This window comes from Geodermatophilaceae bacterium NBWT11 (assembly GCA_014218215.1).
Lineage (GTDB): Bacteria > Actinomycetota > Actinomycetes > Mycobacteriales > Geodermatophilaceae > Klenkia.
In genome coordinates this window covers 1149391-1173887 of sequence record CP043652.1, presented here as the reverse complement: position 1 = coordinate 1173887, position 24497 = coordinate 1149391, and the positions used below count along the sequence as shown (strand labels likewise).

Sequence of the window (24497 nt, the reverse complement as noted above, 5' to 3'; positions counted from 1 at the left end):
CTCAGCAGCAGCACTGCGACAGACACTCAGCGAGAGGAACCCCAGTGGCCAAGGCCAAGTTCGAGCGGACCAAGCCGCACGTCAACATCGGCACCATCGGGCACATCGACCACGGGAAGACGACGCTCACCGCGGCGATCACCAAGGTCCTGCACGACAAGTACCCGAACCTCAACGAGGCGTCCGCGTTCGACCAGATCGACAAGGCGCCCGAGGAGAAGGCGCGTGGGATCACGATCTCCATCGCCCACGTCGAGTACCAGACCGAGAACCGGCACTACGCGCACGTCGACTGCCCCGGGCACGCCGACTACATCAAGAACATGATCACCGGCGCGGCCCAGATGGACGGCGCGATCCTCGTGGTCGCGGCGACCGACGGCCCGATGCCGCAGACCAAGGAGCACGTGCTCCTGGCCCGCCAGGTCGGCGTCCCCTACATCGTCGTGGCCCTGAACAAGTCCGACATGGTCGACGACGAGGAGATCCTGGAGCTCGTCGAGCTCGAGGTCCGCGAGCTGCTGTCGGAGTACGAGTTCCCGGGTGACGACCTGCCGGTCGTGCGCGTCTCGGCGCTGAAGGCGCTCGAGGGCGACGCCGAGTGGGGCGACAAGCTCATGGAGCTCATGGACGCGGTCGACGCCTCCATCCCCGAGCCCGAGCGCGAGATCGACAAGCCGTTCCTCATGCCCGTCGAGGACGTCTTCACGATCACCGGTCGTGGCACCGTCGTCACCGGTCGCGTCGAGCGCGGCATCGTCAAGGTCTCCGAGGAGATCGAGATCGTCGGCATCCGCCCGACCTCGTCGAAGACGACCGTCACCGGTGTCGAGATGTTCCGCAAGCTGCTCGACCAGGGCCAGGCCGGCGACAACGTCGGGCTGCTCCTGCGCGGCATCAAGCGCGAGGACGTCGAGCGCGGCCAGGTCGTCGTCAAGCCGGGCTCGATCACCCCGCACACCAACTTCGAGGGCTCGGTCTACATCCTCTCGAAGGACGAGGGCGGCCGTCACACGCCGTTCTTCAACAACTACCGTCCCCAGTTCTACTTCCGGACGACGGACGTCACCGGCGTGGTCACGCTGCCCTCGGGCACCGAGATGGTCATGCCCGGCGACAACACCGAGATGACGGTGGAGCTCATCCAGCCCATCGCCATGGAGGAGGGCCTGCGCTTCGCCATCCGTGAGGGTGGCCGCACCGTCGGCGCCGGCCGGGTCGTCAAGATCAACCAGTAGTCCCCAGGTGGGTGGCGGCCGCGACCGGCCGCCACCCACCGCCCGGGTCGTCCCGGGAGCACCCGGGTCAACCGACCCAGTACTGACCAAGGCAACACCCGATCGGCAGGAGCGAGACAAGGCGATGGCGGGACAGAAGATCCGCATCCGGTTGAAGGCCTACGACCACGAGGCCATCGACGCCTCGGCGCGGCGCATCGTGGACACGGTGACGAAGACCGGAGCGCGCGTCGTCGGCCCGGTGCCGCTGCCGACCGAGAAGAACGTGTACTGCGTCATCCGCTCCCCGCACAAGTACAAGGACTCGCGGGAGCACTTCGAGATGCGTACGCACAAGCGGCTCATCGACATCCTCGACCCGACGCCGAAGACGGTCGACGCGCTCATGCGCATCGACCTCCCGGCCTCGGTCGACGTCAACATCCAGTAGGGGCACCGAGACAATGGCGAGCACATTCCGTGGTCTCCTCGGCGAGAAGCTGGGGATGACCCAGGTCTTCGACGAGAACAACCGCATCGTGCCGGTCACCGTGGTCAAGGCGGGCCCGTGCGTGGTCACCCAGGTGCGCACCCCGGAGGTGGACGGCTACAGCGCCGTGCAGCTCGGGTTCGGCGCGATCGACCCCCGCAAGGTGAACAAGCCCGAAGGCGGGCACTTCGCCAAGGCGGGCGTCACGCCGCGACGGCACCTGGTCGAGCTCCGCACGAAGGACGCCGGCGACTACACGGTCGGCCAGGAGCTGACCACCGACGTCCTCACCGGCGTCGTGACCGTCGACGTGACAGGCACCAGCAAGGGCAAGGGCACCGCCGGTGTCATGAAGCGCCACGGGTTCAAGGGCCTGGGCGCCGGACACGGCGTGCAGCGCAAGCACCGCTCGCCCGGCTCGATCGGTGGCTGTGCCACCCCGGGTCGCGTGTTCAAGGGCATGCGCATGGCCGGTCGGATGGGCGCGGTCACCACGACCACGCTGTCCCTCAAGGTCCACAAGATCGACACCGAGAAGGGCCTGGTGCTCATCAAGGGCGCCATCCCGGGTCCGAAGGGTGGCCTGCTCCTCGTCCGCTCCGCGGTCAAGGGCGGCCCCGTGGGGAGTGACACCAAGTGACCGCATCGACGACCGAGCGGGCCGACCGCACCGTCGACGTCAAGACGCCGGCGGGGGAGACCTCGGGCACCGTCACGCTGCCCGGCTCCCTCTTCGACGCCAACGCCAACGTGTCGCTCATGCACCAGGTGGTGGTGGCCCAGCTGGCCGCTGCCCGCCAGGGCACGCACGCCACGAAGACGCGCGCCCAGGTCAGCGGCACCGGCGCCAAGCCGTACCGCCAGAAGGGCACCGGCCGCGCCCGTCAGGGTTCGCTGCGCGCTCCGCAGTTCGAGGGCGGCGGTGTCTCGCATGGCCCGCAGCCGCGCAGCTACGACCAGCGCACGCCCAAGAAGATGAAGGCCGCCGCCCTGCGCGGTGCCCTCTCCGACCGGGCCCGCGAGGGTCGCGTCGCCGTGGTGACCGCGTTCGTCGAGGGCGACGCGCCCTCCACGAAGGCCGCGCTCGCCGCCCTGGACGCGATCAGCTCCGGCAAGCGCGTGCTGGTCGTCCTGGACCGGGACGACGTCCTGAACTGGGTCAGCCTGCGCAACGTGCCGCGGGTGCACCTGATCGAGGCCGGTCAGCTCAACACCTACGACGTGCTCTGCGCCGACGAGGTGGTCTTCACCGAGACCGCCCTGGCCGAGTACGTCGCCGGGCCGGCCAAGGGCGGACGGGGCCGCGCGAGCAGCTCCGAGCTCCCCGACCTGGAGACCCACGAGATCGACAGCGAGGTGCCGTCCATGGCTCCCGCGACCACCGAGGAGAAGGCATGAGCGTCCGCGACCCCCGGGACGTCCTGCTGTCCCCGGTGATCTCCGAGAAGAGCTACGGGCTGCTCGACCAGAACAAGTACACGTTCATCGTCCGCCCGGACGCGAACAAGACGCAGATCAAGATCGCTGTGCAGCAGGTCTTCAACGTGAAGGTCCTCGCCGTCAACACGATCAACCGGCAGGGCAAGCGGAAGCGCTCCAAGGGCGCCGTGATGGGCAAGCGCAAGGACACCAAGCGCGCCATCGTCTCCGTGGCACCTGGCGACCGCATCGAGCTGTTCGGCGGTCCGGGCGCCTGACGGCCCCGGGACCAGCGACCACACGAGACCAGACAGGGACTGAGTAGGCACCATGGCCATCCGTAAGTACAAGCCGACGACGCCGGGCCGACGCGGCTCGTCCGTCGCCGACTTCGCCGAGGTCACCCGCGACCACCCCGAGAAGTCGCTGGTCCGCCCGCTGCACGGCCGGGGCGGCCGCAACGTCCACGGCCGCGTCACCGCGCGCCACCAGGGCGGTGGGCACAAGCGTGCCTACCGGCTCATCGACTTCCGTCGGGCCGACAAGGACGGTGTGCCCGCCACGGTGGCGCACATCGAGTACGACCCCAACCGCACCTCGCGCATCGCGCTGCTGCACTACGCCGACGGCGAGAAGCGCTACATCATCGCCCCGGCGAAGCTGAAGCAGGGCGACCCGGTCGAGTGCGGCCCCAACGCCGACATCAAGCCCGGCAACAACCTGCCGCTGCGCAACATCCCGGTCGGCACGGTCGTGCACGCCATCGAGCTGCGGCCCGGTGGCGGGGCCAAGATCGCCCGCTCGGCCGGCACCAGCGTCCAGCTGGTGGCCCGTGAGGGTCGGTTCGCCCAGCTGCGGATGCCCTCGGGCGAGATCCGCAACGTCGACGTCCGCTGCCGCGCCACCATCGGCGAGGTCGGCAACGCCGAGCAGTCGAACATCAACTGGGGCAAGGCCGGCCGGATGCGGTGGAAGGGCAAGCGCCCGACCGTCCGTGGTGTCGCCATGAACCCGGTCGACCACCCGCACGGTGGTGGTGAGGGGAAGACCTCCGGTGGACGCCACCCGGTCAACCCGAAGGGCAAGCCGGAGGGCCGCACGCGCAAGCGCAAGGCCTCCGACGCCATGATCGTGCGCCGCCGGCGCGCGAACAAGAAGCGCTGAGCGGGTAGAGGAGCCGACAGACAATGCCACGCAGCCTGAAGAAGGGCCCGTTCGTCGACGACCACCTGCTCGCCAAGGTGGACGCCCAGAACGAGAAGGGCACCAAGAACGTCATCCGCACCTGGTCGCGGCGTTCGACGATCATCCCGGACATGCTCGGCCACACCATGGCCGTCCACGACGGGCGCAAGCACGTCCCGGTCTTCGTGACCGAGGCCATGGTCGGGCACAAGCTCGGCGAGTTCGCGCCCACGCGCACCTTCCGTGGGCACGTCAAGGACGACCGCCGGTCGCGGCGCGGCTGAGCGGACGAGGAGAACCTGAGATGACTTCCCAGCTGGGGACCGACGCTCCGGTCGCCCGGGCCACGGCCCGGTTCGTCCGCGTCACCCCGATGAAGGCGCGTCGCGTGATCGACATGATCCGCTACCTGCCCACCGACGAGGCGTTGGCGCTGCTGCGCTTCGCCCCGCAGACCGCCAGCGAGCCGGTGGCCAAGGTCGTCGCCTCCGCGGTGGCCAACGCCGAGCACAACCTGCAGCTCGACCCGGCCGCGCTGGTCGTCAGCGCCGCCTACGTCGACGAGGGCCCGACGCTCAAGCGGATCCGTCCGCGTGCGCAGGGTCGTGCGTTCCGCATCAACAAGCGGACCGCGCACATCACCGTCGAGGTCAGCCCGGTCGCCTCCAGCGCCGAGCTCGCCCTGCGTTCCCGCAAGGCGCGTCGCCACACCGGTCAGACGGGTCCGGCCACCCAGGTCGGGCAGCCGGGCAACACCAACTCGAAGGGAGGGACCCGCTAGTGGGTCAGAAGGTCAACCCGCACGGGTTCCGCCTGGGCATCACCACCGACTACAAGTCCCGGTGGTACGCCGACAAGCTGTACGCGGCCTACGTCAAGGAAGACGTGGCGATCCGCAAGCTGATGGGCAAGGGCATGGAGCGCGCCGGCATCTCGAAGGTGGAGATCGAGCGCACCCGTGACCGGGTCCGTGTCGACATCCACACCGCCCGCCCCGGCATCGTCATCGGTCGCCGTGGCGCCGAGGCCGACCGCATCCGCGGCGAGCTCGAGAAGCTCACCGGCAAGCAGGTGCAGCTGAACATCCTCGAGGTCAAGAACCCCGAGTCCGACGCGCAGCTGGTCGCCCAGGGCGTCGCCGAGCAGCTCTCCAGCCGGGTCAGCTTCCGTCGTGCCATGCGCAAGGCGATGCAGTCCGCGCAGCGGAGCCCGCAGGTCAAGGGCATCCGGGTGCAGTGCTCCGGTCGCCTCGGCGGCACGGAGATGAGCCGGTCGGAGTTCTACCGCGAGGGTCGGGTGCCGCTGCACACGCTGCGCGCGAACATCGACTACGGCATCTACGAGGCGCGCACGACCTTCGGTCGCATCGGCGTCAAGGTCTGGATCTACAAGGGCGACGCGAGCGGCTCCCGGGCCGAGCGCGAGGCCCTCCAGGCCCTGGCCCAGCGTCAGGAGCGTCGCGAGCGGGCTCAGCGTCCGCGTCGGTCGGGTTCGACCGGCACCACCGCTGGTGGCACCGAGGCCGGCCGCGCAGCGGCCGAGCCCACGACCGCCGGCTCCGAGGCCCCTGCCGAGGACACCACCGCCACCGCGGTGGAGCCCACGACGGCCGAGGCCGCTCCCGCGCAGAGCGTCGGCGAGGCCGTCGGCGCCGAGGGCACCGCGACCGCCGAGGCTGCCGGTGCCGAGGCAACCGCTCCCCAGGAGGGCTGACAGATGCTGATCCCGCGTCGCGTCAAGCACCGCAAGCAGCACCGTCCCGACCGCACCGGTCGGGCCAAGGGCGGCACCGCGATCAACTTCGGTGAGTACGCGATCCAGGCTCTCGAGCCCGCCTACGTGACCAACCGTCAGATCGAGTCCGCTCGTATCGCCATGACCCGCCACATCAAGCGTGGCGGCAAGGTCTGGATCTCCATCTACCCGGACCGCCCGCTCACCAAGAAGCCCGCCGAGACCCGCATGGGTTCCGGTAAGGGCTCCCCCGAGTGGTGGGTCGCCAACGTGAAGCCCGGCCGCGTCATGTTCGAGCTGTCCGGTGTCGACGAGCCCACCGCCCGTGAGGCGATGCGCCGCGCCATCCACAAGCTCCCCATGAAGTGCCGCTTCATCACCCGTGAAGGAGAGGTGTGATGGCTGCCGGCCTCACCGCCCCGGAGCTCCGCGAGCTCTCGGTGGACGAACTCGCCACGCGTCTGCGTGAGTCGAGGGAAGAGCTGTTCAACCTGAGGTTCCAGGTGGCCACCGGCCAGCTGGACAACAACCGGCGACTGCAGACCGTCCGCCGCGACATCGCCCGGATCTACACGATCATGCGCGAGCGCGAGCTGGGTCTCTCGGTCGCCCCGAGCGAGGGTGTGGCATGAGCGAGACCACCAACGAGACCAACGAGGCCGTCGCCTCGGGTCCCGGCCTGGCCGGTCGTGGCTACCGCAAGGTCCGTGAGGGCCTCGTGGTCAGCGACAAGATGGACAAGACCATCGTCGTCGAGGTCGAGGACCGCGTGAAGCACGCGCTCTACGGCAAGGTCCTGCGTCGCACGAGCAAGCTCAAGGCGCACGACGAGAGCAACACCGCCGGCATCGGCGACCGGGTCCAGATCATGGAGACCCGGCCCACCTCGGCCACCAAGCGCTGGCGCCTGGTGTCCGTCGTCGAGAAGGCCAAGTAAGCCCCAGGCACGAGCCGGCCCCGCCCCCCTTCACCGGGGGGCGGGGTGGCGCGTACTCTGGACCACTGGCGCGCCCACGGGCGTGCCGACACCCGGGACCTGACGGCCGGCGGCGAGAGCCGCCGGCTGTCGCACGTCAGTCCCGACCGCCGCTTCACCGTCTCGGCCCGGCGGTCAACCCACAGAACCCAGGAGCTACGCAGTGATCCAGCAGGAGTCACGACTGCGCGTCGCCGACAACACCGGTGCCAAGGAGATCTTGTGCATCCGTGTCCTCGGTGGCTCGGGTCGTCGCTACGCGGGCATCGGCGACGTGATCGTCGGCACCGTGAAGGACGCCCTCCCCGGCGCAGGGGTCAAGAAGGGTGACGTCGTCAAGGCCGTCATCGTCCGCACCGTGAAGGAGCGTCGTCGTCCCGACGGCTCATACATCCGGTTCGACGAGAACGCCGCCGTCATCATCCGCGACAGCGGAGACCCCCGCGGGACCCGCATCTTCGGGCCCGTCGGCCGCGAGCTGCGCGACAAGCGCTTCATGCGGATCATCTCGCTCGCCCCGGAGGTGCTGTGAACATGGCTGACAAGACGCCTTCGCTGAAGGTCAAGAAGGGCGACCAGGTCGTCGTCCTGTCCGGCAAGGACAAGGGGGCCAAGGGCCGCGTCATCGCCGCCTTCCCCAAGACCGGCAAGGTGCTCGTCGAGGGCATCGGCCGCATCAAGAAGCACACGCGGGTGAGCACGAGCCAGCGCGGTGCACAGTCCGGCGGGATCGTCACCCAGGAGGCCGCCATCCACGTGAGCAACGTGATGGTGATCGACTCCGAGGGCACCCCGACCCGCATCGGCTACCGCAAGGACGAGGACGGCCGCAACATCCGCGTCTCGAAGCGTTCCGGCAAGGACCTGTGACCATGACTGAGACCACCACGCAGAACGCCCCCGCCACCCGGCAGCTGCCGCGGCTGCTCGCCCACTACCGCTCGGACATCGCGCCGGCGCTGATGAGCGAGTTCGGGTACGCCAACGTCATGCAGATCCCCGGTCTGACCAAGATCGTGGTCAACATGGGCGTGGGTGAGGCCACCCGTGACGCCAAGCTGATGGACGGCGCCGTCCGTGACCTCACCGCGATCACCGGGCAGAAGCCCGCCGTGGTCCGGGCCCGCAAGTCCATCGCCCAGTTCAAGCTGCGCGAGGGCATGCCGATCGGTGCGAAGGTCACCCTCCGGGGCGACCGCATGTGGGAGTTCCTGGACCGGCTGCTCAGCCTGGCCCTGCCCCGCATCCGTGACTTCCGTGGGCTGAGCTCCACCCAGTTCGACGGCCACGGCAACTACACCTTCGGCCTCACCGAGCAGTCGATGTTCCGCGAGATCGACGTCGACCGGATCGACCGCCCGCGTGGCATGGACATCACGCTGGTCACCACCGCCACCAACGACGAGGAGGGTCGCGAGCTGCTCAGCCTCCTGGGCTTCCCCTTCGCCGGCCGGACCGTCGTGCAGACGACCCGCTGACCCGGGACGAGGAGACACCATGGCCAAGAAGGCTCTCGTCAACAAGGCGAACCGCACCCCCAAGTTCAAGGTCCGGGGTTACACCCGCTGCCAGCGCTGCGGCCGCCCCCACGCGGTCTTCCGCAAGTTCGGCCTGTGCCGGATCTGCGTCCGGGAGATGGCCCACGCGGGCGAGCTCCCCGGCGTGACCAAGTCCTCCTGGTGACCTGCGCTCCGTAGGCACCACCTCCTGCACCACCGATCGCCGAGAGGCCCCCGCAGAGCGCGGCGGGAACCGCGGTGAGAGAGGCACGACGAACACATGACGATGACCGACCCGATCGCGGACATGCTGACGCGCATCCGGAACGCCAACTCGGCGTACCACGATGCCGCGGCCATGCCCTCGTCGAAGCTCAAGACCAAGGTCGCGGAGATCCTCCAGCAGGAGGGCTACATCGCCGGCTGGAAGGTCAACGACGTCGAGAAGGACGGCCAGGTCCGCAAGGAGCTGGTGGTCGACCTCAAGTACGGCCCCAACCGCGAGCGCAGCATCGCCGGCGTCCGGCGGGTCTCGAAGCCCGGCCTGCGCGTCTACGCGAAGTCCACTGCTCTGCCCAAGGTCCTCGGCGGCCTCGGGGTGGCGATCATCTCCACCTCGACCGGTCTGCTGACCGACAAGCAGGCGAACAAGAAGGGCGTGGGTGGGGAAGTCCTCGCCTACGTCTGGTAAGGGGAGCTCGAGATGTCACGTATCGGACGACTCCCGGTCACGGTGCCCGGTGGTGTCGATGTCGCCATCGACGGCCGCACGGTCAACGTGAAGGGCCCCAAGGGCGCCCTCACCCACACCGTCGCCGCGCCGATCTTCGTCGAGAAGAGCGACGAGGGCTCGCTGCTCGTGCAGCGCCCCGACGACGAGCGTGAGAGCCGCGCACTGCACGGTCTCTCCCGCACGCTCATCGCGAACATGATCACCGGTGTCACCGAGGGCTACGTCAAGACCCTCGAGATCGTCGGTGTCGGTTACCGCGTGCAGGCCCGCGGCTCGGACCTCGAGTTCGCGCTCGGCTTCAGCCACCCGGTGCTCATCAAGGCCCCCGAGGGGATCACCTTCACCGTCGAGGCCCCGACCCGTTTCAAGGTCGCCGGCATCGACAAGCAGCAGGTCGGCGAGGTCGCCGCCAAGATCCGCAAGCTGCGCAAGCCCGACCCGTACAAGGGCAAGGGCGTGCGGTACCAGGGCGAGGTCGTCAAGCGCAAGGTCGGGAAGACGGGCAAGTGATGGCACAGACACAGACCAACGACAAGGTGGCCCGGGTGCACAAGCCCGTGGGCACCGACGCCAGCACCGCGCGTCGCACCTCGCGACTGCGTCGGCACAACCGGCTCCGCAAGCGGGTCTCCGGTACGCCCGAGCGCCCCCGCCTGGTCGTCAAGCGCAGCTCGCGCCACGTCCACGTGCAGGTCGTCGACGACACCCAGGGCATCACCCTGGTGCACGCCTCGACGATGGACGCCAGCCTGAAGGGCACCGCGGGCGACAAGTCCGCCCTCGCCCGTCAGGTCGGGGCCCTCGTGGCCGACCGCGCGAAGGCCGCCGGCATCACCGCCGTCGTCTTCGACCGCGGTGGCAACCGCTACAGCGGACGGCTGGCGGCACTCGCCGACGGCGCCCGCGACGCGGGGCTGGACTTCTGATGAACGACACGAAGATCGAGAGGGACGTCTGATGCCAGGACCACAGCGACGCGGCGGTGGCGCCGGCGGTGCCGGTGGCACCGGCGGCGGACAGGGCGGCCAGGGCGGTCAGGGCGGCAACGACCGTCGCGACCGTCGGGACGGCGGCGGTCGGGGCCCCGGCGGTCCCGCCGAGAAGAGCCAGTTCATGGAGCGGGTCGTGGCCATCAACCGCGTCTCGAAGGTCGTCAAGGGCGGTCGTCGCTTCAGCTTCACCGCCCTGGTGATCGTCGGCGACGGCGACGGCACCGTGGGTGTCGGCTACGGCAAGGCCAAGGAGGTGCCCGCGGCGATCGCCAAGGGCGTCGAGGAGGCCAAGAAGCACTTCTACCGGGTGCCCCGCATCGCCAGCACCATCCCGCACCCCGTGCAGGGTGAGGCGGCGGCCGGTGTCGTGCTGCTCAAGCCGGCCAGCCCGGGTACCGGCGTCATCGCCGGTGGTCCGGTGCGTGCCGTGCTCGAGTGCGCCGGGATCCACGACGTGCTCTCCAAGAGCCTCGGGTCCTCCAACCCGATCAACATCGTGCACGCCACCATGCAGGCGCTGAAGGACCTCGTCCGCCCCGAGGAGATCGCGGCCCGCCGTGGTCTGCCCCTCGAGGACGTCGCCCCCGCCGCCATGCTGCGGGCGCGTGCCGGTCAGGGGGCCTGAGCATGAGCCAGATCAAGGTCACCCAGATCAAGTCCAAGATCGGGACCAAGCCCAACCAGCGTCAGACGCTGCGGTCGCTGGGTCTCAAGCGGATCAACGACTCGGTCGTGCAGGAGGACCGTCCCGAGATCCGCGGGATGGTCGCGACGGTGCCGCACCTGGTCACCGTCGAAGAGATCGTCTGAGCTGCGGACGAGAAGGAACACTGACATGACTCTCAAGGTCCACCACCTGCGCCCGGCACCCGGCGCCCACGCCAAGAAGACCCGTGTGGGTCGTGGTGAGGGCGGCAAGCGCGGCAAGACCGCCGGTCGCGGCACCAAGGGCTCCGGCTCGCGCGTCCAGGTCTCGGCCCGCTTCGAGGGTGGTCAGACGCCGCTGTTCCAGCGTCTGCCCAAGCTCTCGGGCTTCACCCCCCGGAACAAGGTCGTCTTCCAGGTCGTCAACCTCGACCGGATCGCCTCCCTGTTCCCCGACGGCGGTGCCCTCACCCCGGACACGCTGGCTGACGCCGGCGCCGTCCGGCGGGGCCAGCCCGTCAAGATCCTGGGCACCGGCGAGCTCGGTGGCGTCACCGTCACCGTCCACGCCCACGCCTTCTCCGCATCGGCGATCGAGAAGATCTCCGCAGCCGGGGGCAGCACCACCCAGATCTGACCCACCGACCCCCGGGGTGCACCTGCACCCCGGGGGTCCGTGCTGTCCGGCGCCCGTCCTCCGACGGGCGCCGGTGGCGCACCAGGGGAGCCCGGCGCCGGCGCCGGGAGACCCTGAGGGTGACCCGGCGACCGGTCGGGCACCCTCGTTGCTAACCTCACACGACCGACTCGGGGAGGGCACGTGCTGCAGGCGTTCGCCGCGGCGTTCCGGACGCCAGACCTCCGGCGCAAGCTTCTGTTCTCCCTGGCGATCATCGCCGTGTACCGGCTGGGCGCCAGCGTCCCCGGACCCGGCGTCTCGATCGAGGCCATCAACAGCTGCCTCGACCAGGCCAACGCCTCCGACCAGCGGGACGTCTACTCCCTGGTCAACCTGTTCTCCGGCGGCGCGCTCCTGCGGCTGTCGATCTTCGCGCTCGGGATCATGCCGTACATCACGGCCAGCATCATCGTGCAGCTGCTCGTCGTGGTCATCCCGCGGTTCGAGCAGCTGAAGAAGGAGGGGCAGTCGGGTCAGGCCAAGCTGACCCAGTACACCCGCTACCTGACGATCGCCCTGGCGGTGCTGCAGAGCACCGGGATCATCGCGCTGGCCCGCAGTGGCCAGCTGTTCCCGAACTGCCAGCAGGAGCTGATCCCCTCCGACTCGATCTGGACCACGGTCGTGCTGGTGATCGCGCTGACCGCCGGCACCGCCGTGATCATGTGGCTGGGCGAGCTGCTGACCGAGAAGGGGATCGGCAACGGCATGTCCGTGCTGATCTTCACCTCGATCGCCGCGCGCATCCCGGCCGAGGGCGGCTCGATCCTGCAGACCCGTGGTGGCCTGGTCTTCGCGCTGGTCTGCGTGCTGGCCCTGGTGGTCATCGCCTCGGTGGTCTACGTCGAGCAGGCCCAGCGCCGCATCCCGGTGCAGTACGCCAAGCGCATGGTGGGCCGCCGCATGTACGGCGGGACGTCGACCTACCTGCCGCTGAAGGTGAACCAGGCCGGTGTCATCCCGGTCATCTTCGCCTCGTCGCTGCTGTACCTGCCGCAGCTGATCACCCAGCTGCAGGGCGACGCGACCGGTGGTGTGCGCCAGTTCTTCGAGAACTACGTCATCAACCAGTCCAGCCCGATCCACATCGCCATCTACTTCGCGTTGATCATCTTCTTCACGTACTTCTACGTGTCGATCACGTTCAACCCGGAGGAGCGGGCCGAGGACATGAAGCGCTACGGCGGCTTCATCCCGGGCATCCGTCCCGGCCGCCCGACGGCCGAGTACCTCCAGTACGTGCTCTCCCGGATCACCCTGCCGGGGTCGATCTACCTGGGGCTGGTGGCAGTGTTGCCCAACCTGTTCCTCTCGGTCACCCAAGAGGGGCAGAACCAGAACTTCCCGTTCGGCGGGACCGCGGTGCTGATCATGGTGGGAGTGGGCTTGGAGACGGTGAAGCAGATCGAGACGCAGCTCAACCAGCGCAACTACGAAGGGTTCCTGAAGTAGTGCGCGTCGTCCTGCTGGGTCCCCCCGGAGCGGGCAAGGGCACCCAGGCGCAGATCATCGCCGGCGAGCTGGGCGTCCCGGCCATCTCCACCGGCGACATCTTCCGGGCCAACGTCACCGGGAAGACCGAGCTCGGCACCCAGGCCAAGGTCTACATGGACGCCGGGGACCTCGTCCCCGACGAGATCACGGTGGCGATGGTCAGCGACCGGCTGGCCGAGCCCGACGCCAAGGCGGGGTTCCTGCTCGACGGGTTCCCCCGCACCATCGCGCAGGCCGAGCAGCTGCGGGACTCCCTGACCGAGCTCGACCAGCACCTGGACTGCGTGCTGGAGCTCGTCGTGGACGAGGACGAGCTGGTGCGCCGCCTGTCGGGTCGTGTCGTGGTCGTCGACGGCAAGCCCGTGCAGCGCGAGGACGACAAGCCCGAGACCGTCCGGCACCGCCTGGAGGTCTACCGGGAACAGACCGCGCCGCTGTCGGGCTGGTACGACCAGACGGGTCTCTTGGCGACCATCGACGCGATCGGCGAGATCGACGAGGTCACCGCCCGTGCCCTGGTGGCCCTGGGCCACCAGCGCGACGACGACGAGACAGCCGAGCAGCCCACCGACCGATGAGGGACGTCGCGCGATGAGCGCCGACCTGCTCTCCCGGGTGCCGCTGCTGGCCAAGTGGAGGGGACGCATGATCCAGATCAAGACCGCACACGAGATCGAGCTGATGCGGGCAGCAGGGCTCGTGGTGGCCGGGGCCCTGGCCGCGGTGCGGGCCGAGGTGCGTCCGGGCGTCACCACCGGTGAGCTCGACGCCATCGCCGAGGACCACATCCGGACCGCCGGGGCCATCCCGTCGTTCCTGGGGTACCACGGGTTCACCGGCAGCATCTGCGCCTCGATCAACGAGGAGATCGTGCACGGCATCCCGGTGTCGGGTCGCACGCTGTCCGCCGGGGACAACATCTCCATCGACTGCGGGGCGATCCTGCAGGGGTGGCACGGCGACTCGGCGATCACGGTGACGGTGGGGGAGCCTTCCGCCGAGGACGCCGCGCTGATGGCGGTCACCGAGACGTCGATGTGGGCGGGGCTGGCCAAGGCCCTGGTCGGAGGTCGGTTGACCGACATCAGCCACGCGGTCGAGGAGTCCATCACCGCCCACGAGCACTCCTACGGGATCGTCGACCACTACGGCGGGCACGGCATCGGGACCGAGATGCACCAGGACCCGCACGTGCTGAACTACGGCCGATCCGGTCGGGGGCCCAAGCTGGTCCCCGGCCTGGCGCTGGCGATCGAGCCGATGGTCACCGTGGGCGACCCGGCCACCGTCGAGCTCGAGGACGGCTGGACCGTCATCACCAAGGACGGGTCGCGGGCCGCGCACTTCGAGCACACCGTGGCGATCACCCCCGAGGGCCCCTGGGTGCTCACCGCCGAGGACGGCGGCGTCGCCGGCCTCGCCCCCTTCGGCATCACCCCCCGTTCGTAGGTCATGACCCGGCCGTCCGGGTCCGCAGGATCACCAGGGGCACAGTTGGAGCCTCTGGTGATCCCGGGGTACAGTCACCGCTGGCGTTCGCGTCGTCTGTCGTCGTGCTGTGGCCGCACGCCGGTGGGCGCCCTCTGCGAGTACGTCCGCACCAGACACCCGCACCACCACCCGCGCCGTCTCCGGCGTGGGTGCCGCGAGCCAGTGCACGGTCACTGGAGTACACCAGATCGGGAGGCGCTGTAGGGAATGGCGAAGAAGGACGGGGCCATCGAGGTCGAGGGTCGAGTCGTCGAGCCGCTCCCCAACGCGATGTTCCGGGTGGAACTCCAGAACGGGCACCGCGTGCTCGCGCACATCAGCGGCAAGATGCGTCAGCACTACATCCGCATCCTGCCCGAGGACCGCGTCGTCGTGGAGCTCTCGCCCTACGACCTCACGCGCGGTCGGATCGTCTACCGCTACAAGTGACCTCCGCGGCCCGCCCCTCCGGGTGGGGCCCGCGACCCACGAACTACCAGGAAATGAGGGCGGCCCGGTGAAGGTCCAGCCGTCGGTCAAGAAGATCTGCGACAAGTGCAAGGTGATCCGCCGGCACGGCCGGGTCATGGTCATCTGCGACAACGCCCGGCACAAGCAGCGCCAGGGCTGAGGGAGTACACGACATGGCACGACTGGCTGGTGTCGATCTTCCCCGCGAGAAGCGGATGGAGATCGCGCTCACCTACATCTACGGCATCGGCCGGACCTCGGCGAAGGCCACCTTGGACGCGACGGGCGTGAGCCCGGACCTGCGTGCCAAGGACCTCTCCGACGAGGACCTGCTGAAGCTCCGCGACTACATCGACGAGCACTTCCGCGTCGAGGGCGACCTGCGCCGTGAGGTGGCCGCCGACATCCGCCGCAAGGTGGAGATCGGTTGCTACCAGGGCCTGCGTCACCGTCGTGGCCTGCCCGTCCGCGGACAGCGCACCAAGACGAACGCGCGCTCCAGCAAGGGCCCGCGCAAGACGATCGCCGGCAAGAAGAAGGCCCGCTGACCCAGCGGTAGCCCTCACCGGCTCACCAGCCCGGCCGTTGCGCCCCCGCAGAGGGGGCGGCCGGGTGCACCACCTCCGCACCACCCAGGCCACGAACAGAGAAGAGAGTCATGCCTCCCAGGGCACGCGCGGCAGGCGCCAAGAAGGTGCGCCGCAAGGAGAAGAAGAACGTCGCTCACGGCGCGGCGCACATCAAGAGCACCTTCAACAACACGATCGTGTCGATCACGGACCCCACCGGGAACGTCATCAGCTGGGCCTCGGCCGGCCACGTCGGGTTCAAGGGCTCGCGCAAGTCCACGCCGTTCGCGGCGCAGATGGCTGCCGAGAACGCCGCGCGCAAGGCGCAGGAGCACGGCATGCGGAAGGTCGACGTCTTCGTGAAGGGTCCCGGCTCCGGCCGCGAGACCGCCATCCGCTCCCTCCAGGCCACGGGCCTCGAGGTCGGGCAGATCTCCGACGTCACCCCCCAGCCGCACAACGGCTGCCGCCCCAAGAAGCGCCGCCGGGTCTGACCCGCGCGCATCGACTGACTTTCTCAGAAACCAGGGAGACACCACCGTGGCCCGTTACACCGGAGCCGACTGCCGCCTGTGCCGGCGCGAGAAGATGAAGCTGTTCCTCAAGGGGAGCAAGTGCGAGTCCGCCAAGTGCCCGATCGAGATCCGTCCCTACCCCCCGGGTGAGCACGGTCGCGGTCGCACCAAGGACAGCGAGTACCTGCTGCAGCTGCGTGAGAAGCAGAAGGCCCGTCGCATCTACGGCGTGCTGGAGAAGCAGTTCCGCGGCTACTACCAGGAAGCCAACAAGAAGTCCGGCAAGACCGGTGAGGTCCTGCTGCAGATCCTCGAGACCCGTCTCGACAACGTGGTCTACCGCGCCGGTTTCGCCAAGTCCCGTGACATGGCCCGCCAGCTGGTGCGCCACGGCCACATCAAGGTCAACGGCCGCAAGGTCGACATCCCCTCCTACCGCGTGTCGGCCAACGACATCGTCGAGGTGGCTGCCAAGTCCACCGAGATGGTGCCGTTCCAGGTCGCCCAGGCCGAGGCCGGCTCCAAGCCGGTCCCTGCGTGGCTCGAGGTGATCAGCAGCCAGCTCAAGGTGCTCGTGCACTCCATCCCGGCCCGCCAGGTCATCGACACCCCGGTCCAGGAGCAGTTGATCGTCGAGCTCTACAGCAAGTGATCCACCCGTAGGACGGTGGGGCGGGCAGACAGACGCCCGCCCCACCGGCACGTCACCCTCACGGCGTCATATTGCGGTCGCCGGAGGACCCTGGAGGAGAACCGTGCTCATCGCCCAGCGCCCCACCCTGACCGAAGAGGCCATCGACGCCTCGCGGTCCCGCTTCGTCATCGAGCCCCTCGAGCCCGGCTTCGGCTACACGCTCGGCAACTCGCTGCGTCGCACCCTGCTGTCCTCGATCCCCGGTGCCGCTGTCACCAGCATCCGCATCGAGGGCACCCTGCACGAGTTCACGACCGTGCCGGGGGTGAAGGAGGACGTCACCGAGCTCATCCTGAACCTCAAGGGCCTGGTCGTGAGCTCGGACTCCGACGAGCCCGTCACCATGTACCTGCGCAAGCAGGGCCCCGGTGAGGTCACCGCCGCCGACATCGCGCCCCCGGCCGGTGTCGAGGTGCACAACCCCGAGCTCCACATCGCGACCCTGAACGCCAAGGGCCGGCTGGAGATCGAGCTCGTCGTCGAGCGTGGCCGCGGCTACGTGCCGGCCACCCAGAACAAGCAGCCCGGCCAGGAGATCGGCCGCATCCCGGTCGACTCGATCTACTCCCCGGTGCTCAAGGTGACCTACGCCGTCGAGGCCACCCGCGTCGAGCAGCGCACCGACTTCGACCGCCTCGTGGTCGACGTCGAGACCAAGCCGTCGATGGAGCCGCGTGACGCCATCGCCTCGGCCGGTTCCACCCTGGTGGAGCTGTTCGGCCTGCTGCGCGAGCTGAACGTCGACGCCGAGGGCATCGAGGTCGGGCCCAGCCCGGCCGAGGCCGCCGACATCGCGAACTTCTCGATGCCGATCGAGGACATGGACCTCACCGTCCGTTCCTACAACTGCTTGAAGCGCGAGGGCGTGCACACCGTCGGTGAGCTCGTCACCCGCTCCGAGGCCGACCTGCTCGACATCCGCAACTTCGGTGCGAAGTCGATCGACGAGGTCAAGCTCAAGCTCGCTGCCATGGGCCTCGCGCTCAAGGACAGCCCGCCCGGGTTCGTCCCCACCTCGGTGGAGAGCTACGACGAGACCTACGACGACAGCTACCCCGGCGAGAACCAGTACGCCGACGGCCAGCAGTACACCGAGGGCGACTTCCGGGAGACCGAGCAGCTCTGATCGACGGACCCCGTCGTCGCACCGCCCCACCCGGGGCGGTGCGACAGCGGGATCCCGCCGGGACCGGCACGGCCGGGACCGGAGCATCACCCATCAGATGAACGCGCGGCCACGGATGATCCGGCGGCCTGAGGAAGGACCGACATGCCCACTCCCACCAAGGGCCCCCGCCTCGGCGGATCGCCGGCGCACGAGAAGCTGATGCTGGCGAACCTCGCCACGTCGCTCTTCGAGCACGGCCGGATCACCACCACCGAGACCAAGGCTAAGCGGCTGCGTCCGCTGGCCGAGAAGCTCGTCACGCTGGCCAAGCGCGGCGACCTGCACGCCCGTCGTCAGGTGATGACCACCGTCCGCGACAAGAACGTGGTCCACCACCTCTTCGCCGAGATCGGCCCGCGCTTCGAGAACCGCCCCGGCGGCTACACCCGGATCACGAAGGTCGGCCCCCGCAAGGGCGACAACGCCCCGATGGCCGTCATCGAGCTCGTCGAGGCCCTCACGGTGGCCCAGGAGGCCGTCGGCGAGGCCGAGCGCGCCCGTGGCACCCGGTTCGCCGCCGGCGCCGGTGGCGCCTCTGCTGCCGGTGAGGTGACCGCGACCTCCGAGGAGATCGCCGACGAGGCCAGCGACCAGGCCGACGCCGAGCAGGCCGTCACCGACGTCTACAGCCCCGACGACGAGGTCCAGGACGAGAACACCACCGAGGAGCAGCCGACCGCCGAGAACGGCGTCGTCGTCGAGGCCGAGGGCGTCTCGCCCGACGTCGCCGATGCTGCGGCCGCCGAGGTCAACGCCGCGGAGAACAGCGACGCCGCCACGGCCGGCACGGACGCCCCCGGCGGGGAGTCCGAGCCCGACCCGAAGTGACCCGAGCCTGACCAGCACCACGGACGAGCCCGCCACCGACCCCGGTGGCGGGCTCGTCCGCGTTCGGCTGGGCGTCTCCTACGACGGGGCCGCCTTCCACGGTTGGGCGCGGCAGCCCGCGCAGCGCACCGTGCAGGAGGAGCTCGAGCTGGGCCTGGCCACGGTGCTGCGGCACGACGTGGACCTGACGGTCGCCGGGCGCACCGACGCCGGGGTGCACGCCACCGGCCAGGTGGTCCACCTCGACGTCCCCGCCGCCCTGTGGGCGCAGCACGAGGCGAAGCTGCTGCGCCGGCTGCGCGGGGTCCTGCCCCCCGACGTCGCGGTCACCTCCGCGACAGCCGTCCCGAGCGACTTCGACGCCCGGTTCGCCGCCCTGGGCCGGCACTACGTCTACCGGCTGACCGATGCCGTCTCCGGGCCCCCGCCGCTGCGCCGGGCCGACACCGCGGCCTGGGCGCGCAGCCTGGACGTCCCGGCGATGCGGGTGGCGGCGGCCCTGCTGCTGGGGCAGCACGACTTCGCGGCCTTCTGCCGGCGCCGGGAGGGCGCGACGACCATCCGGGTCCTGCTGGAGCTGGACGTGCAGCGCGACGGCGACCTGGTCACCGTGGCCGCCTCGGCCGATGCCTTCTGCCACTCGATGGTGCGCAGCCTCGTCGGTGCCCTGCTCGCGGTGGGCGAGGGGCGGCGGGAGCCCGGGTGGCCGGCCTCGCTGCTGAGCCGCACCACCCGGGCCGACGACGTGCCGGTGGCCCCGGCGGGCGGGCTCACGCTGGTCGCGGTGGACTACCCGCCCGATGACCAGCTGGCCGCCCGCACGCGCACCACCCGGGCCCGCCGGGACGACCCGCTGCTCAGCTGAGGGCGGCGACGGCCTCGTCGATCGGGGTGCTGCCGCCGTTGAGCTCGACGACCACGCCGGGTGCGGGGTGGTCCAGCAGGGCCGCGAGGACCGCGGCGACGTCGTCCCGGGTGACCTCGCCGTGCTCGACGTGCGGGGCCAGCTCGACGGTGCCCACACCGGGACCGTCGGTGAGGGTGACCGGGCGCAGCACGGTCGTGTCCAGGCCGGTGCGGGGCAGCACGTCCTGCTCGGCGGCGAGCTTGGCGCGCAGGTAGGCCACGAAACCGTCGTCCATGCCCTCGGGGACGGCGCCGTCGGCGACGGAGTCCGCGCCGATCGAGGACACCAGCAGGTAGGGCCGCACACCGGCGGCCTCGGCGGCGTCGGCGAGCAGCACCGCGGCGCCCCGGTCGACGGTGTCCTTGCGGGCGACGCCGCTGTCCGGGCCGCCGCCGGCGGCGAAGACCACGGCGTCGGCGCCGCGGACGACGTCGGTCACCTGGTCGGCGGAGGCCTGCTCCAGGTCCAGGACGACGGGGTCGACCCCGTCGGCGGTGAGGTCGGTGGTGTGGTCGGGGTTGCGGACGATGCCCACGACGGTGTCGCCGCGACCGGCCAGCAGGCGGCCGAGTCGGCGGGCGATCTGTCCGTGGGCTCCGGCGATGACGATGCGCATGTCCCCGGCCTACCCCGCGGGCGGCCGGGGCAGTCCCGCGGCCTGGCGGGCGCGTTCGAGGTCGGCGGGGGTGTCGCAGTCGGTCCAGGGAGCGGGTCGGCCGGGCGCCACGGCGGGGCGGTGCCGGCGGACGGCGAGGTCGGCGAGCACCGCCCGCATCGAGGTGGGGCCCCGCACGTCGGCGACCGCGGCGCGCAGGGCCGGTGTCCGCCAGACCCCGAGCAGGTGCTGGTCGCGACCGGTGGCGTCGACGACGAGCACGCCGTCCCCGGTCAGCCGGCCGCGGAGCTCCTGGAGCACCGCGGCCGTGACGAAGGGGAGGTCCGCAGCGAGGACGGCGACCACGTCGGTGTCCACCGCCGCCAGCCCCGCCCGCAGCGCGGGGACCGGGCCGCCGCCGGGCGGCTCCTCCCGGACCACCCGGACGCCGTCGGGGGTCGGCTGCGGGGGGCCGACGACGACGCGGGTCGCGGCGTCGGCGACGGCGTCCAGGACGAGACCGAGCATGGTGCGCCCGCCGACCTCCAGCTGGGGCTTGGCGCGACCGCCGAGCCGGGCGGCCCGGCCCCCGGCCAGGACGACGGCGGCGTAGGGCGGCAGCGGGCTCACGGGGTGACCGTAGGTCGCTGCCGGTGCGTACCGTCGACGGCGTGGGACGAGTCACCAGCCGGACACCGGTGCTGCGCATCCGGGGGCCCCACGTGGCCACCCGACCCGACACCGTCGCCAGCGAGGAGCCGCTGGAGATCCGGCTGGACGGGACGCCGCTGGCGGTCACCATGCGCACCCCGGGCGACGACTTCGACCTGGTGCACGGGTTCCTGGTCACCGAGGGCGTGATCGCCTCGGCGGACGACGTGCTCTCGCTGCGGTACTGCGACTCCGTCGACGACGCCGGGCGCAACACCTACAACGTCGTCGACGTGGACCTCGCGCCCGGCGTGGAGGCCCCGGACACCGCGCTGGACCGGAACTTCTACACGACCAGCTCGTGCGGGGTCTGCGGCAAGGCGAGCATCGACGCGATCCGGACCAAGACGCGTTTCGACGTCCCCGGTGACGAGACCCGGCTGACCCTGGAGACCCTGCTCGCGCTGCCGGACCGGCTGCGGGCCGAGCAGGAGGTCTTCGACCGCACCGGCGGCCTGCACGCGGCGGGGTTGTTCACCGCGGAGGGCGAGCTGGTCGCGCTGCGCGAGGACGTGGGCCGGCACAACGCGGTGGACAAGGTGGTCGGTGACGCCGTCCGAGCTGGCCGGCTGCCGCTGGCCGGGCACGTGCTCATGGTCAGCGGACGCAGCAGCTTCGAGCTGACGCAGAAGGCGGCGATGGCCGGCATCCCGGTGCTGGCCGCGGTCTCGGCCCCCAGCTCGCTGGCCGTGGAGCTCGCCGACTCCACCGGCATCACCCTGGTCGGCTTCCTCCGCGGCGACGGGTGCAACGTCTACAGCCACACCCGCCGGCTGGTGCTGCCCGCCTAGTGGTCGCCGCCGCGGAGCTGGCTCACCACGTGGGGCAGCAGCGGCCCGAGCACGGCGAGCCCGTCGCGCACCCCGCCGGTGGAACCCGGCATGTTGACGATCAGCGTCCGCCCGGCCGTCCCGGCCAGTCCGCGGGACAGCACCGCGGTGGGGACGGCGGGCTGCCCGTACCGGCGGACGGCGTCGGCGATGCCGGGGGCGTCGCGCTCGAGCACGAGCCGGGTGGCCTCCGGGGTCACGTCGGTGGGGGTGAGCCCGGTGCCGCCGGTGGTGAGCACGACGTCGGCGCCGGAGGCGACCGCCTCGCGGAGCACGGCGGCGAGCTGGTCGACGTCGTCCGGGCGCACGTGCGGGCCCTCGACGGTGAAGCCGAGCTCGCGGAGCCCGGCGGCCAGCGCCTGGCCGGAGCGGTCCTCGTAGACCCCGGCCGAGGCCCGGTTCGAGGCGGTGACGACGACGGCGCGGGCGCCTGCGGGGAGGGTCATCGGGTCCAGTCGCCCTTCTTGCCGCCGGACTTCGCGAGCAGCCGGACGTCGGTGATGACCGCGCGCGGGTCGACGGCCTTGACCATGTCGATGACGGTCAGCCCGGTGACGGCCACCGAGGTCAGCGCCTCCATCTCGATGCCGGTGCGGTCGGCGGTGCGCGCGGTCACGGTGATCTCCACCGCCTCGTCGGTGACCTCGAGGTCGACGGTGACGCCGTGCAGGGCCACGGGGTGGCACAGCGGGATGAGGTCCGGGGTCCGCTTGGCCCCGGCGATGCCGGCGATCCGGGCGACGGCGATGGCATCGCCCTTGGGCACGCCCTCCCCGCGCAGCAGGGCGACGACCTCGGGGCTGACCAGCACGCGGCCGGCGGCGGTCGCGACGCGGGCGGTGACGGCCTTCTCGGTGACGTCCACCATCCGGGCGGCCCCGGAGGCGTCGAGGTGGGTGAAGCCGCTGGTCACTGGAGTGCTCCTTCGATCAGGACGACCTCGACCGAGCTGCCGGCGGGCAGCGCGGTGACGTCCTCGGGGACGACGACGAGGGAGTTGGCGCGGGCGAGGTGGGCGACCAGGTGCGAACCGGGCCCACCGACCTGGGAGACCTCGCCGCCGTCGAACCAGCCCCGCAGGAACTGCCGCTTGCCGGCGGGGGAGGTCAGGGGTCCGGTGAGCCGGGCGGTGGTGCGCAGCCGGCCGGGGTGGGTGATGCCCATCGCCCGGCGCAGCGCGGGGCGGACGAACACCTCGAAGGAGACGAAGGAGCTCACCGGGTTGCCCGGCAGGGTGACCACCGGGACGCCGTCCACGGTGCCGCAGCCCTGGGGGCCGCCGGGCTGCATCGCGACCTTGAGGAACTCGACGGTGCCCAGTGCGCCGAAGGCGTCCTTGACCACCTCGTAGGCGCCCATGCTCACCCCGCCGCTGGTGAGCAGCAGGTCGGCGGTGGCGAGCTCGGCGCGCACGGTCTCGAGGAACTGCTCGACGTCGTCGGGCACGAAGTGCAGCGTGCGGGCCTCGCCGCCGGCGTCCTGGACCGCGGTGGCCAGCAGCAGGGAGTTGGACTCGTAGATCTGCCCCGGTGCCAGCGGCTCCCCGGGGGCGACCAGCTCGCTGCCGGTGGACAGCACCAGCACCCGGGGACGACGGCGGACGACGACGGTGGACCGCCCGATGGACGCCGCCAACCCCAGTTGGGAGGAGCCCAGCACCACCCCGGCGGCCAGGGCCAACGCGCCCTCGGCGATGTCCTCCCCGGCGTGCCGCAGGTGCGTGCCGCGCCCGGGGGAGGAGGTGATCGTGACGGTGTCGGTGGCGCCGTCGGTGCGCTCGACCGGGACGACGACGTCGGCACCGGCCGGCATCGGGGCGCCGGTCATGATCCGGTGCACCGCGCCGGGCTCCAGCACGGGCACGTCGACCCGGCCGGCCGGGAGGTCCGCGGTCACCGGGAGCCGGACGGGCGTCTGCTCGGTGGCAGACCCGACGTCGTCCCAGCGGGCGGCGTAGCCGTCCATCGCGGAGTTGGTGAACACCGGCAACGGGACGGCGGCCGTCACGTCCTCGGCGAGGACCCGGCCGGCCGCGCGGGCCAGGGGCACCTCCTCGGTCCCGGTGCTGCGGAGGAGGTCGGCGACGACCTGCTGGTGTTCCTCGACGGTGCGCACGACCCCATCCTCACCCGGGCCACGGTCGGCGTGCCCGGCGCCACGGCCTTGGCTAGGTTGCCAGCGTGGACGAGATCGACGCGATGCTGGCCGCCAACGCCGACTGGGTCACCCGGTTCCCCGGGTCCAAGCCGGTCCGCCCCGCCCGGCACGTCGCCGTGGTGGCGTGCATGGACTCCCGGATGCCGCTGTTCCCGCTGCTGGGCCTCGAGGTGGGCGACGCCCACGTCATCCGCAACGCCGGCGGGGTGGTCACCGACGACACGCTGCGGTCGTTGACGATCAGCCAGCACCTGCTGGGCACCCGGCAGGTCGTGCTGGTGCACCACACCGACTGCGGCCTGCAGAAGACCGACGACGCCGGGCTGGCCGACGTCGTCGAGGCGGCCACCGGGCACCGGCCCCCGTGGCCGGCCCGCACCTTCACCGACGTCGACGAGGACGTCCGGGAGTCGCTGCGGCTGCTGCGCGCCACCCCGTACCTGCTCTCCCACGACGTCCGCGGCACGGTGTACGACGTCGACACCGGTCGCCTGCGTGAGGTCTCCTGACCAGGGCTGT

At 70.8% G+C, this 24497-nt stretch carries 40 protein-coding genes; 35 read left to right on the top strand and 5 right to left on the bottom strand.

Translation table 11 applies throughout. The annotated features are described in order from the left end of the window. The first annotated feature begins 44 nt into the window (after positions 1-44). The 33 genes from tuf (at position 45) to truA (ending at position 19643) form a co-directional block, all read left to right on the top strand. Positions 45-1238 carry an elongation factor Tu gene (tuf, locus tag F1C76_05575; protein ID QNG36131.1) on the top strand — a complete coding sequence of 398 codons (1194 nt, stop codon included), beginning with the start codon at positions 45-47 and terminating at the stop codon, positions 1236-1238. Between the two features lie 124 nt (positions 1239-1362). Beyond that, on the top strand, positions 1363-1668 hold the full coding sequence (rpsJ, locus tag F1C76_05570) for a 30S ribosomal protein S10 (GenBank protein ID QNG36130.1): 306 nt from the start codon (positions 1363-1365) through the stop codon (positions 1666-1668). A gap of 13 nt (positions 1669-1681) precedes the next feature. Next, positions 1682-2347, top strand: a complete 666-nt coding sequence (locus F1C76_05565) for a 50S ribosomal protein L3 (protein QNG36129.1) — start codon at positions 1682-1684, stop codon at positions 2345-2347. Beyond that, entirely contained in the window at positions 2344-3105 is a 762-nt protein-coding gene (rplD, locus tag F1C76_05560; GenBank protein ID QNG36128.1) for a 50S ribosomal protein L4, read from the top strand. The genes F1C76_05565 and rplD overlap by 4 nt, the downstream gene beginning before the upstream one ends. Next, positions 3102-3404 carry a 50S ribosomal protein L23 gene (locus tag F1C76_05555; GenBank protein QNG36127.1) on the top strand — a complete coding sequence of 101 codons (303 nt, stop codon included), beginning with the start codon at positions 3102-3104 and terminating at the stop codon, positions 3402-3404. The genes rplD and F1C76_05555 overlap by 4 nt, the downstream gene beginning before the upstream one ends. 52 nt (positions 3405-3456) lie before the next feature. After that, positions 3457-4290 carry a 50S ribosomal protein L2 gene (rplB, locus tag F1C76_05550; protein ID QNG36126.1) on the top strand — a complete coding sequence of 278 codons (834 nt, stop codon included), beginning with the start codon at positions 3457-3459 and terminating at the stop codon, positions 4288-4290. Between the two features lie 23 nt (positions 4291-4313). Then, positions 4314-4595 carry a 30S ribosomal protein S19 gene (rpsS, locus tag F1C76_05545; protein ID QNG36125.1) on the top strand — a complete coding sequence of 94 codons (282 nt, stop codon included), beginning with the start codon at positions 4314-4316 and terminating at the stop codon, positions 4593-4595. 20 nt (positions 4596-4615) lie between these two features. Continuing rightward, positions 4616-5092: a 50S ribosomal protein L22 gene (locus F1C76_05540; GenBank protein QNG36124.1), complete on the top strand. Its 477-nt coding sequence runs from the start codon at positions 4616-4618 to the stop codon at positions 5090-5092. Then, the gene (gene rpsC / locus F1C76_05535) at positions 5092-6024 is read left to right on the top strand and encodes a 30S ribosomal protein S3 (protein ID QNG36123.1); all 933 of its coding nucleotides are present in this window, start codon (positions 5092-5094) and stop codon (positions 6022-6024) included. Before F1C76_05540 ends, rpsC begins: the two co-directional genes overlap by 1 nt. A 3-nt stretch (positions 6025-6027) precedes the next feature. After that, complete coding sequence (rplP, locus tag F1C76_05530) at positions 6028-6444, top strand: 50S ribosomal protein L16 (GenBank protein QNG36122.1); 417 nt, start codon at positions 6028-6030, stop codon at positions 6442-6444. Then, positions 6444-6677: a 50S ribosomal protein L29 gene (locus F1C76_05525; protein ID QNG36121.1), complete on the top strand. Its 234-nt coding sequence runs from the start codon at positions 6444-6446 to the stop codon at positions 6675-6677. Before rplP ends, F1C76_05525 begins: the two co-directional genes overlap by 1 nt. Next, entirely contained in the window at positions 6674-6982 is a 309-nt protein-coding gene (rpsQ, locus tag F1C76_05520; protein QNG36120.1) for a 30S ribosomal protein S17, read from the top strand. The genes F1C76_05525 and rpsQ overlap by 4 nt, the downstream gene beginning before the upstream one ends. Before the next feature lie 202 nt (positions 6983-7184). Then, positions 7185-7553 (top strand): 50S ribosomal protein L14, encoded by a 369-nt coding sequence (rplN, locus tag F1C76_05515; GenBank protein QNG36119.1) that lies wholly within the window; start codon positions 7185-7187, stop codon positions 7551-7553. 23 nt (positions 7554-7576) lie between these two features. After that, complete coding sequence (locus tag F1C76_05510; protein QNG39032.1) at positions 7577-7891, top strand: 50S ribosomal protein L24; 315 nt, start codon at positions 7577-7579, stop codon at positions 7889-7891. Positions 7892-7893: 2 nt separating this feature from the next. Then, positions 7894-8499, top strand: coding sequence for a 50S ribosomal protein L5 (gene rplE, locus F1C76_05505; GenBank protein ID QNG36118.1), 606 nt, complete (start codon positions 7894-7896; stop codon positions 8497-8499). Between the two features lie 19 nt (positions 8500-8518). After that, on the top strand, positions 8519-8704 hold the full coding sequence (locus tag F1C76_05500) for a type Z 30S ribosomal protein S14 (protein ID QNG36117.1): 186 nt from the start codon (positions 8519-8521) through the stop codon (positions 8702-8704). 96 nt (positions 8705-8800) lie between these two features. Continuing rightward, on the top strand, positions 8801-9211 hold the full coding sequence (gene rpsH / locus F1C76_05495) for a 30S ribosomal protein S8 (GenBank protein QNG36116.1): 411 nt from the start codon (positions 8801-8803) through the stop codon (positions 9209-9211). Positions 9212-9223: 12 nt separating this feature from the next. Beyond that, on the top strand, positions 9224-9763 hold the full coding sequence (locus tag F1C76_05490; protein ID QNG36115.1) for a 50S ribosomal protein L6: 540 nt from the start codon (positions 9224-9226) through the stop codon (positions 9761-9763). After that, positions 9763-10179 (top strand): 50S ribosomal protein L18, encoded by a 417-nt coding sequence (locus tag F1C76_05485; protein ID QNG36114.1) that lies wholly within the window; start codon positions 9763-9765, stop codon positions 10177-10179. The genes F1C76_05490 and F1C76_05485 overlap by 1 nt, the downstream gene beginning before the upstream one ends. A gap of 31 nt (positions 10180-10210) precedes the next feature. Then, complete coding sequence (locus F1C76_05480; GenBank protein ID QNG36113.1) at positions 10211-10870, top strand: 30S ribosomal protein S5; 660 nt, start codon at positions 10211-10213, stop codon at positions 10868-10870. A 2-nt stretch (positions 10871-10872) separates the two neighbouring features. Continuing rightward, complete coding sequence (gene rpmD / locus F1C76_05475) at positions 10873-11055, top strand: 50S ribosomal protein L30 (protein ID QNG36112.1); 183 nt, start codon at positions 10873-10875, stop codon at positions 11053-11055. A 25-nt stretch (positions 11056-11080) separates the two neighbouring features. Continuing rightward, positions 11081-11527, top strand: a complete 447-nt coding sequence (locus tag F1C76_05470) for a 50S ribosomal protein L15 (protein ID QNG36111.1) — start codon at positions 11081-11083, stop codon at positions 11525-11527. Between the two features lie 183 nt (positions 11528-11710). Then, entirely contained in the window at positions 11711-13021 is a 1311-nt protein-coding gene (gene secY, locus F1C76_05465; protein ID QNG36110.1) for a preprotein translocase subunit SecY, read from the top strand. Beyond that, entirely contained in the window at positions 13021-13641 is a 621-nt protein-coding gene (locus F1C76_05460) for an adenylate kinase (GenBank protein QNG36109.1), read from the top strand. The genes secY and F1C76_05460 overlap by 1 nt, the downstream gene beginning before the upstream one ends. A gap of 67 nt (positions 13642-13708) precedes the next feature. Beyond that, entirely contained in the window at positions 13709-14512 is an 804-nt protein-coding gene (map, locus tag F1C76_05455) for a type I methionyl aminopeptidase (GenBank protein QNG39031.1), read from the top strand. Positions 14513-14761: 249 nt separating this feature from the next. After that, entirely contained in the window at positions 14762-14983 is a 222-nt protein-coding gene (infA, locus tag F1C76_05450) for a translation initiation factor IF-1 (GenBank protein ID QNG36108.1), read from the top strand. A gap of 67 nt (positions 14984-15050) precedes the next feature. After that, a complete protein-coding gene (rpmJ, locus tag F1C76_05445) occupies positions 15051-15164 on the top strand; it encodes a 50S ribosomal protein L36 (GenBank protein QNG36107.1) in 114 nt (37 codons plus the stop codon). Positions 15165-15177: 13 nt separating this feature from the next. After that, on the top strand, positions 15178-15552 hold the full coding sequence (rpsM, locus tag F1C76_05440) for a 30S ribosomal protein S13 (GenBank protein ID QNG36106.1): 375 nt from the start codon (positions 15178-15180) through the stop codon (positions 15550-15552). 110 nt (positions 15553-15662) lie between these two features. Further along, positions 15663-16067: a 30S ribosomal protein S11 gene (gene rpsK / locus F1C76_05435; GenBank protein QNG36105.1), complete on the top strand. Its 405-nt coding sequence runs from the start codon at positions 15663-15665 to the stop codon at positions 16065-16067. 46 nt (positions 16068-16113) lie between these two features. Next, positions 16114-16740, top strand: coding sequence for a 30S ribosomal protein S4 (rpsD, locus tag F1C76_05430; protein ID QNG36104.1), 627 nt, complete (start codon positions 16114-16116; stop codon positions 16738-16740). Positions 16741-16843: 103 nt separating this feature from the next. Next, the gene (locus tag F1C76_05425) at positions 16844-17908 is read left to right on the top strand and encodes a DNA-directed RNA polymerase subunit alpha (protein QNG36103.1); all 1065 of its coding nucleotides are present in this window, start codon (positions 16844-16846) and stop codon (positions 17906-17908) included. Positions 17909-18052: 144 nt separating this feature from the next. Then, entirely contained in the window at positions 18053-18778 is a 726-nt protein-coding gene (locus tag F1C76_05420; protein QNG36102.1) for a 50S ribosomal protein L17, read from the top strand. Next, the gene (truA, locus tag F1C76_05415) at positions 18681-19643 is read left to right on the top strand and encodes a tRNA pseudouridine(38-40) synthase TruA (protein QNG36101.1); all 963 of its coding nucleotides are present in this window, start codon (positions 18681-18683) and stop codon (positions 19641-19643) included. The genes F1C76_05420 and truA overlap by 98 nt, the downstream gene beginning before the upstream one ends. On the opposite strand, the gene F1C76_05410 is transcribed toward truA, so the two are convergent. Then, complete coding sequence (locus F1C76_05410; GenBank protein QNG36100.1) at positions 19636-20301, bottom strand: SDR family oxidoreductase; 666 nt, start codon at positions 20299-20301, stop codon at positions 19636-19638. The genes truA and F1C76_05410 overlap by 8 nt on opposite strands. A gap of 9 nt (positions 20302-20310) precedes the next feature. Beyond that, positions 20311-20910, bottom strand: a complete 600-nt coding sequence (locus F1C76_05405) for a molybdenum cofactor guanylyltransferase (protein ID QNG36099.1) — start codon at positions 20908-20910, stop codon at positions 20311-20313. 41 nt (positions 20911-20951) lie between these two features. Here F1C76_05405 and fdhD point away from each other — a divergent pair, with 41 nt between their 5' ends. Beyond that, a complete protein-coding gene (fdhD, locus tag F1C76_05400) occupies positions 20952-21782 on the top strand; it encodes a formate dehydrogenase accessory sulfurtransferase FdhD (GenBank protein QNG36098.1) in 831 nt (276 codons plus the stop codon). On the opposite strand, the gene F1C76_05395 is transcribed toward fdhD, so the two are convergent. Genes F1C76_05395 through F1C76_05385 form a run of 3 tightly spaced genes read right to left on the bottom strand, consistent with a single transcriptional unit; the run spans position 21779 to position 23936 of the window. Continuing rightward, positions 21779-22267: a MogA/MoaB family molybdenum cofactor biosynthesis protein gene (locus F1C76_05395; protein ID QNG36097.1), complete on the bottom strand. Its 489-nt coding sequence runs from the start codon at positions 22265-22267 to the stop codon at positions 21779-21781. The genes fdhD and F1C76_05395 overlap by 4 nt on opposite strands. After that, on the bottom strand, positions 22264-22689 hold the full coding sequence (gene moaC / locus F1C76_05390; GenBank protein QNG39030.1) for a cyclic pyranopterin monophosphate synthase MoaC: 426 nt from the start codon (positions 22687-22689) through the stop codon (positions 22264-22266). The genes F1C76_05395 and moaC overlap by 4 nt, the downstream gene beginning before the upstream one ends. Before the next feature lie 41 nt (positions 22690-22730). Continuing rightward, positions 22731-23936: a molybdopterin molybdotransferase MoeA gene (locus F1C76_05385; protein QNG36096.1), complete on the bottom strand. Its 1206-nt coding sequence runs from the start codon at positions 23934-23936 to the stop codon at positions 22731-22733. 65 nt (positions 23937-24001) lie between these two features. On the opposite strand from F1C76_05385, the gene F1C76_05380 reads away from it, so the two are divergent. Beyond that, the gene (locus F1C76_05380) at positions 24002-24487 is read left to right on the top strand and encodes a carbonic anhydrase (protein ID QNG36095.1); all 486 of its coding nucleotides are present in this window, start codon (positions 24002-24004) and stop codon (positions 24485-24487) included. The last annotated feature ends 10 nt before the right edge of the window (positions 24488-24497 follow it).

Bases quoted from the DNA above. Each gene is read 5' to 3' on its own strand.
- rpsJ (QNG36130.1), top strand. From the start codon at position 1,363: ATGGCGGGACAGAAGATCCGCATCCGGTTGAAGGCCTACGACCACGAG.
- F1C76_05565 (QNG36129.1), top strand. From the start codon at position 1,682: ATGGCGAGCACATTCCGTGGTCTCCTCGGCGAGAAGCTGGGGATGACC.
- F1C76_05555 (QNG36127.1), top strand. From the start codon at position 3,102: ATGAGCGTCCGCGACCCCCGGGACGTCCTGCTGTCCCCGGTGATCTCC.
- rplB (QNG36126.1), top strand. From the start codon at position 3,457: ATGGCCATCCGTAAGTACAAGCCGACGACGCCGGGCCGACGCGGCTCG.
- rpsS (QNG36125.1), top strand. From the start codon at position 4,314: ATGCCACGCAGCCTGAAGAAGGGCCCGTTCGTCGACGACCACCTGCTC.
- F1C76_05540 (QNG36124.1), top strand. From the start codon at position 4,616: ATGACTTCCCAGCTGGGGACCGACGCTCCGGTCGCCCGGGCCACGGCC.
- rplP (QNG36122.1), top strand. From the start codon at position 6,028: ATGCTGATCCCGCGTCGCGTCAAGCACCGCAAGCAGCACCGTCCCGAC.
- F1C76_05525 (QNG36121.1), top strand. From the start codon at position 6,444: ATGGCTGCCGGCCTCACCGCCCCGGAGCTCCGCGAGCTCTCGGTGGAC.
- rpsQ (QNG36120.1), top strand. From the start codon at position 6,674: ATGAGCGAGACCACCAACGAGACCAACGAGGCCGTCGCCTCGGGTCCC.
- rplE (QNG36118.1), top strand. From the start codon at position 7,894: ATGACTGAGACCACCACGCAGAACGCCCCCGCCACCCGGCAGCTGCCG.
- F1C76_05500 (QNG36117.1), top strand. From the start codon at position 8,519: ATGGCCAAGAAGGCTCTCGTCAACAAGGCGAACCGCACCCCCAAGTTC.
- rpsH (QNG36116.1), top strand. From the start codon at position 8,801: ATGACGATGACCGACCCGATCGCGGACATGCTGACGCGCATCCGGAAC.
- F1C76_05490 (QNG36115.1), top strand. From the start codon at position 9,224: ATGTCACGTATCGGACGACTCCCGGTCACGGTGCCCGGTGGTGTCGAT.
- F1C76_05485 (QNG36114.1), top strand. From the start codon at position 9,763: ATGGCACAGACACAGACCAACGACAAGGTGGCCCGGGTGCACAAGCCC.
- F1C76_05480 (QNG36113.1), top strand. From the start codon at position 10,211: ATGCCAGGACCACAGCGACGCGGCGGTGGCGCCGGCGGTGCCGGTGGC.
- rpmD (QNG36112.1), top strand. From the start codon at position 10,873: ATGAGCCAGATCAAGGTCACCCAGATCAAGTCCAAGATCGGGACCAAG.
- F1C76_05470 (QNG36111.1), top strand. From the start codon at position 11,081: ATGACTCTCAAGGTCCACCACCTGCGCCCGGCACCCGGCGCCCACGCC.
- map (QNG39031.1), top strand. From the start codon at position 13,709: ATGATCCAGATCAAGACCGCACACGAGATCGAGCTGATGCGGGCAGCA.
- infA (QNG36108.1), top strand. From the start codon at position 14,762: ATGGCGAAGAAGGACGGGGCCATCGAGGTCGAGGGTCGAGTCGTCGAG.
- rpsM (QNG36106.1), top strand. From the start codon at position 15,178: ATGGCACGACTGGCTGGTGTCGATCTTCCCCGCGAGAAGCGGATGGAG.
- rpsK (QNG36105.1), top strand. From the start codon at position 15,663: ATGCCTCCCAGGGCACGCGCGGCAGGCGCCAAGAAGGTGCGCCGCAAG.
- F1C76_05420 (QNG36102.1), top strand. From the start codon at position 18,053: ATGCCCACTCCCACCAAGGGCCCCCGCCTCGGCGGATCGCCGGCGCAC.
- truA (QNG36101.1), top strand. From the start codon at position 18,681: ATGCTGCGGCCGCCGAGGTCAACGCCGCGGAGAACAGCGACGCCGCCA.
- F1C76_05410 (QNG36100.1), bottom strand. From the start codon at position 20,301: ATGCGCATCGTCATCGCCGGAGCCCACGGACAGATCGCCCGCCGACTC.
- F1C76_05395 (QNG36097.1), bottom strand. From the start codon at position 22,267: ATGACCCTCCCCGCAGGCGCCCGCGCCGTCGTCGTCACCGCCTCGAAC.
- moaC (QNG39030.1), bottom strand. From the start codon at position 22,689: ATGGTGGACGTCACCGAGAAGGCCGTCACCGCCCGCGTCGCGACCGCC.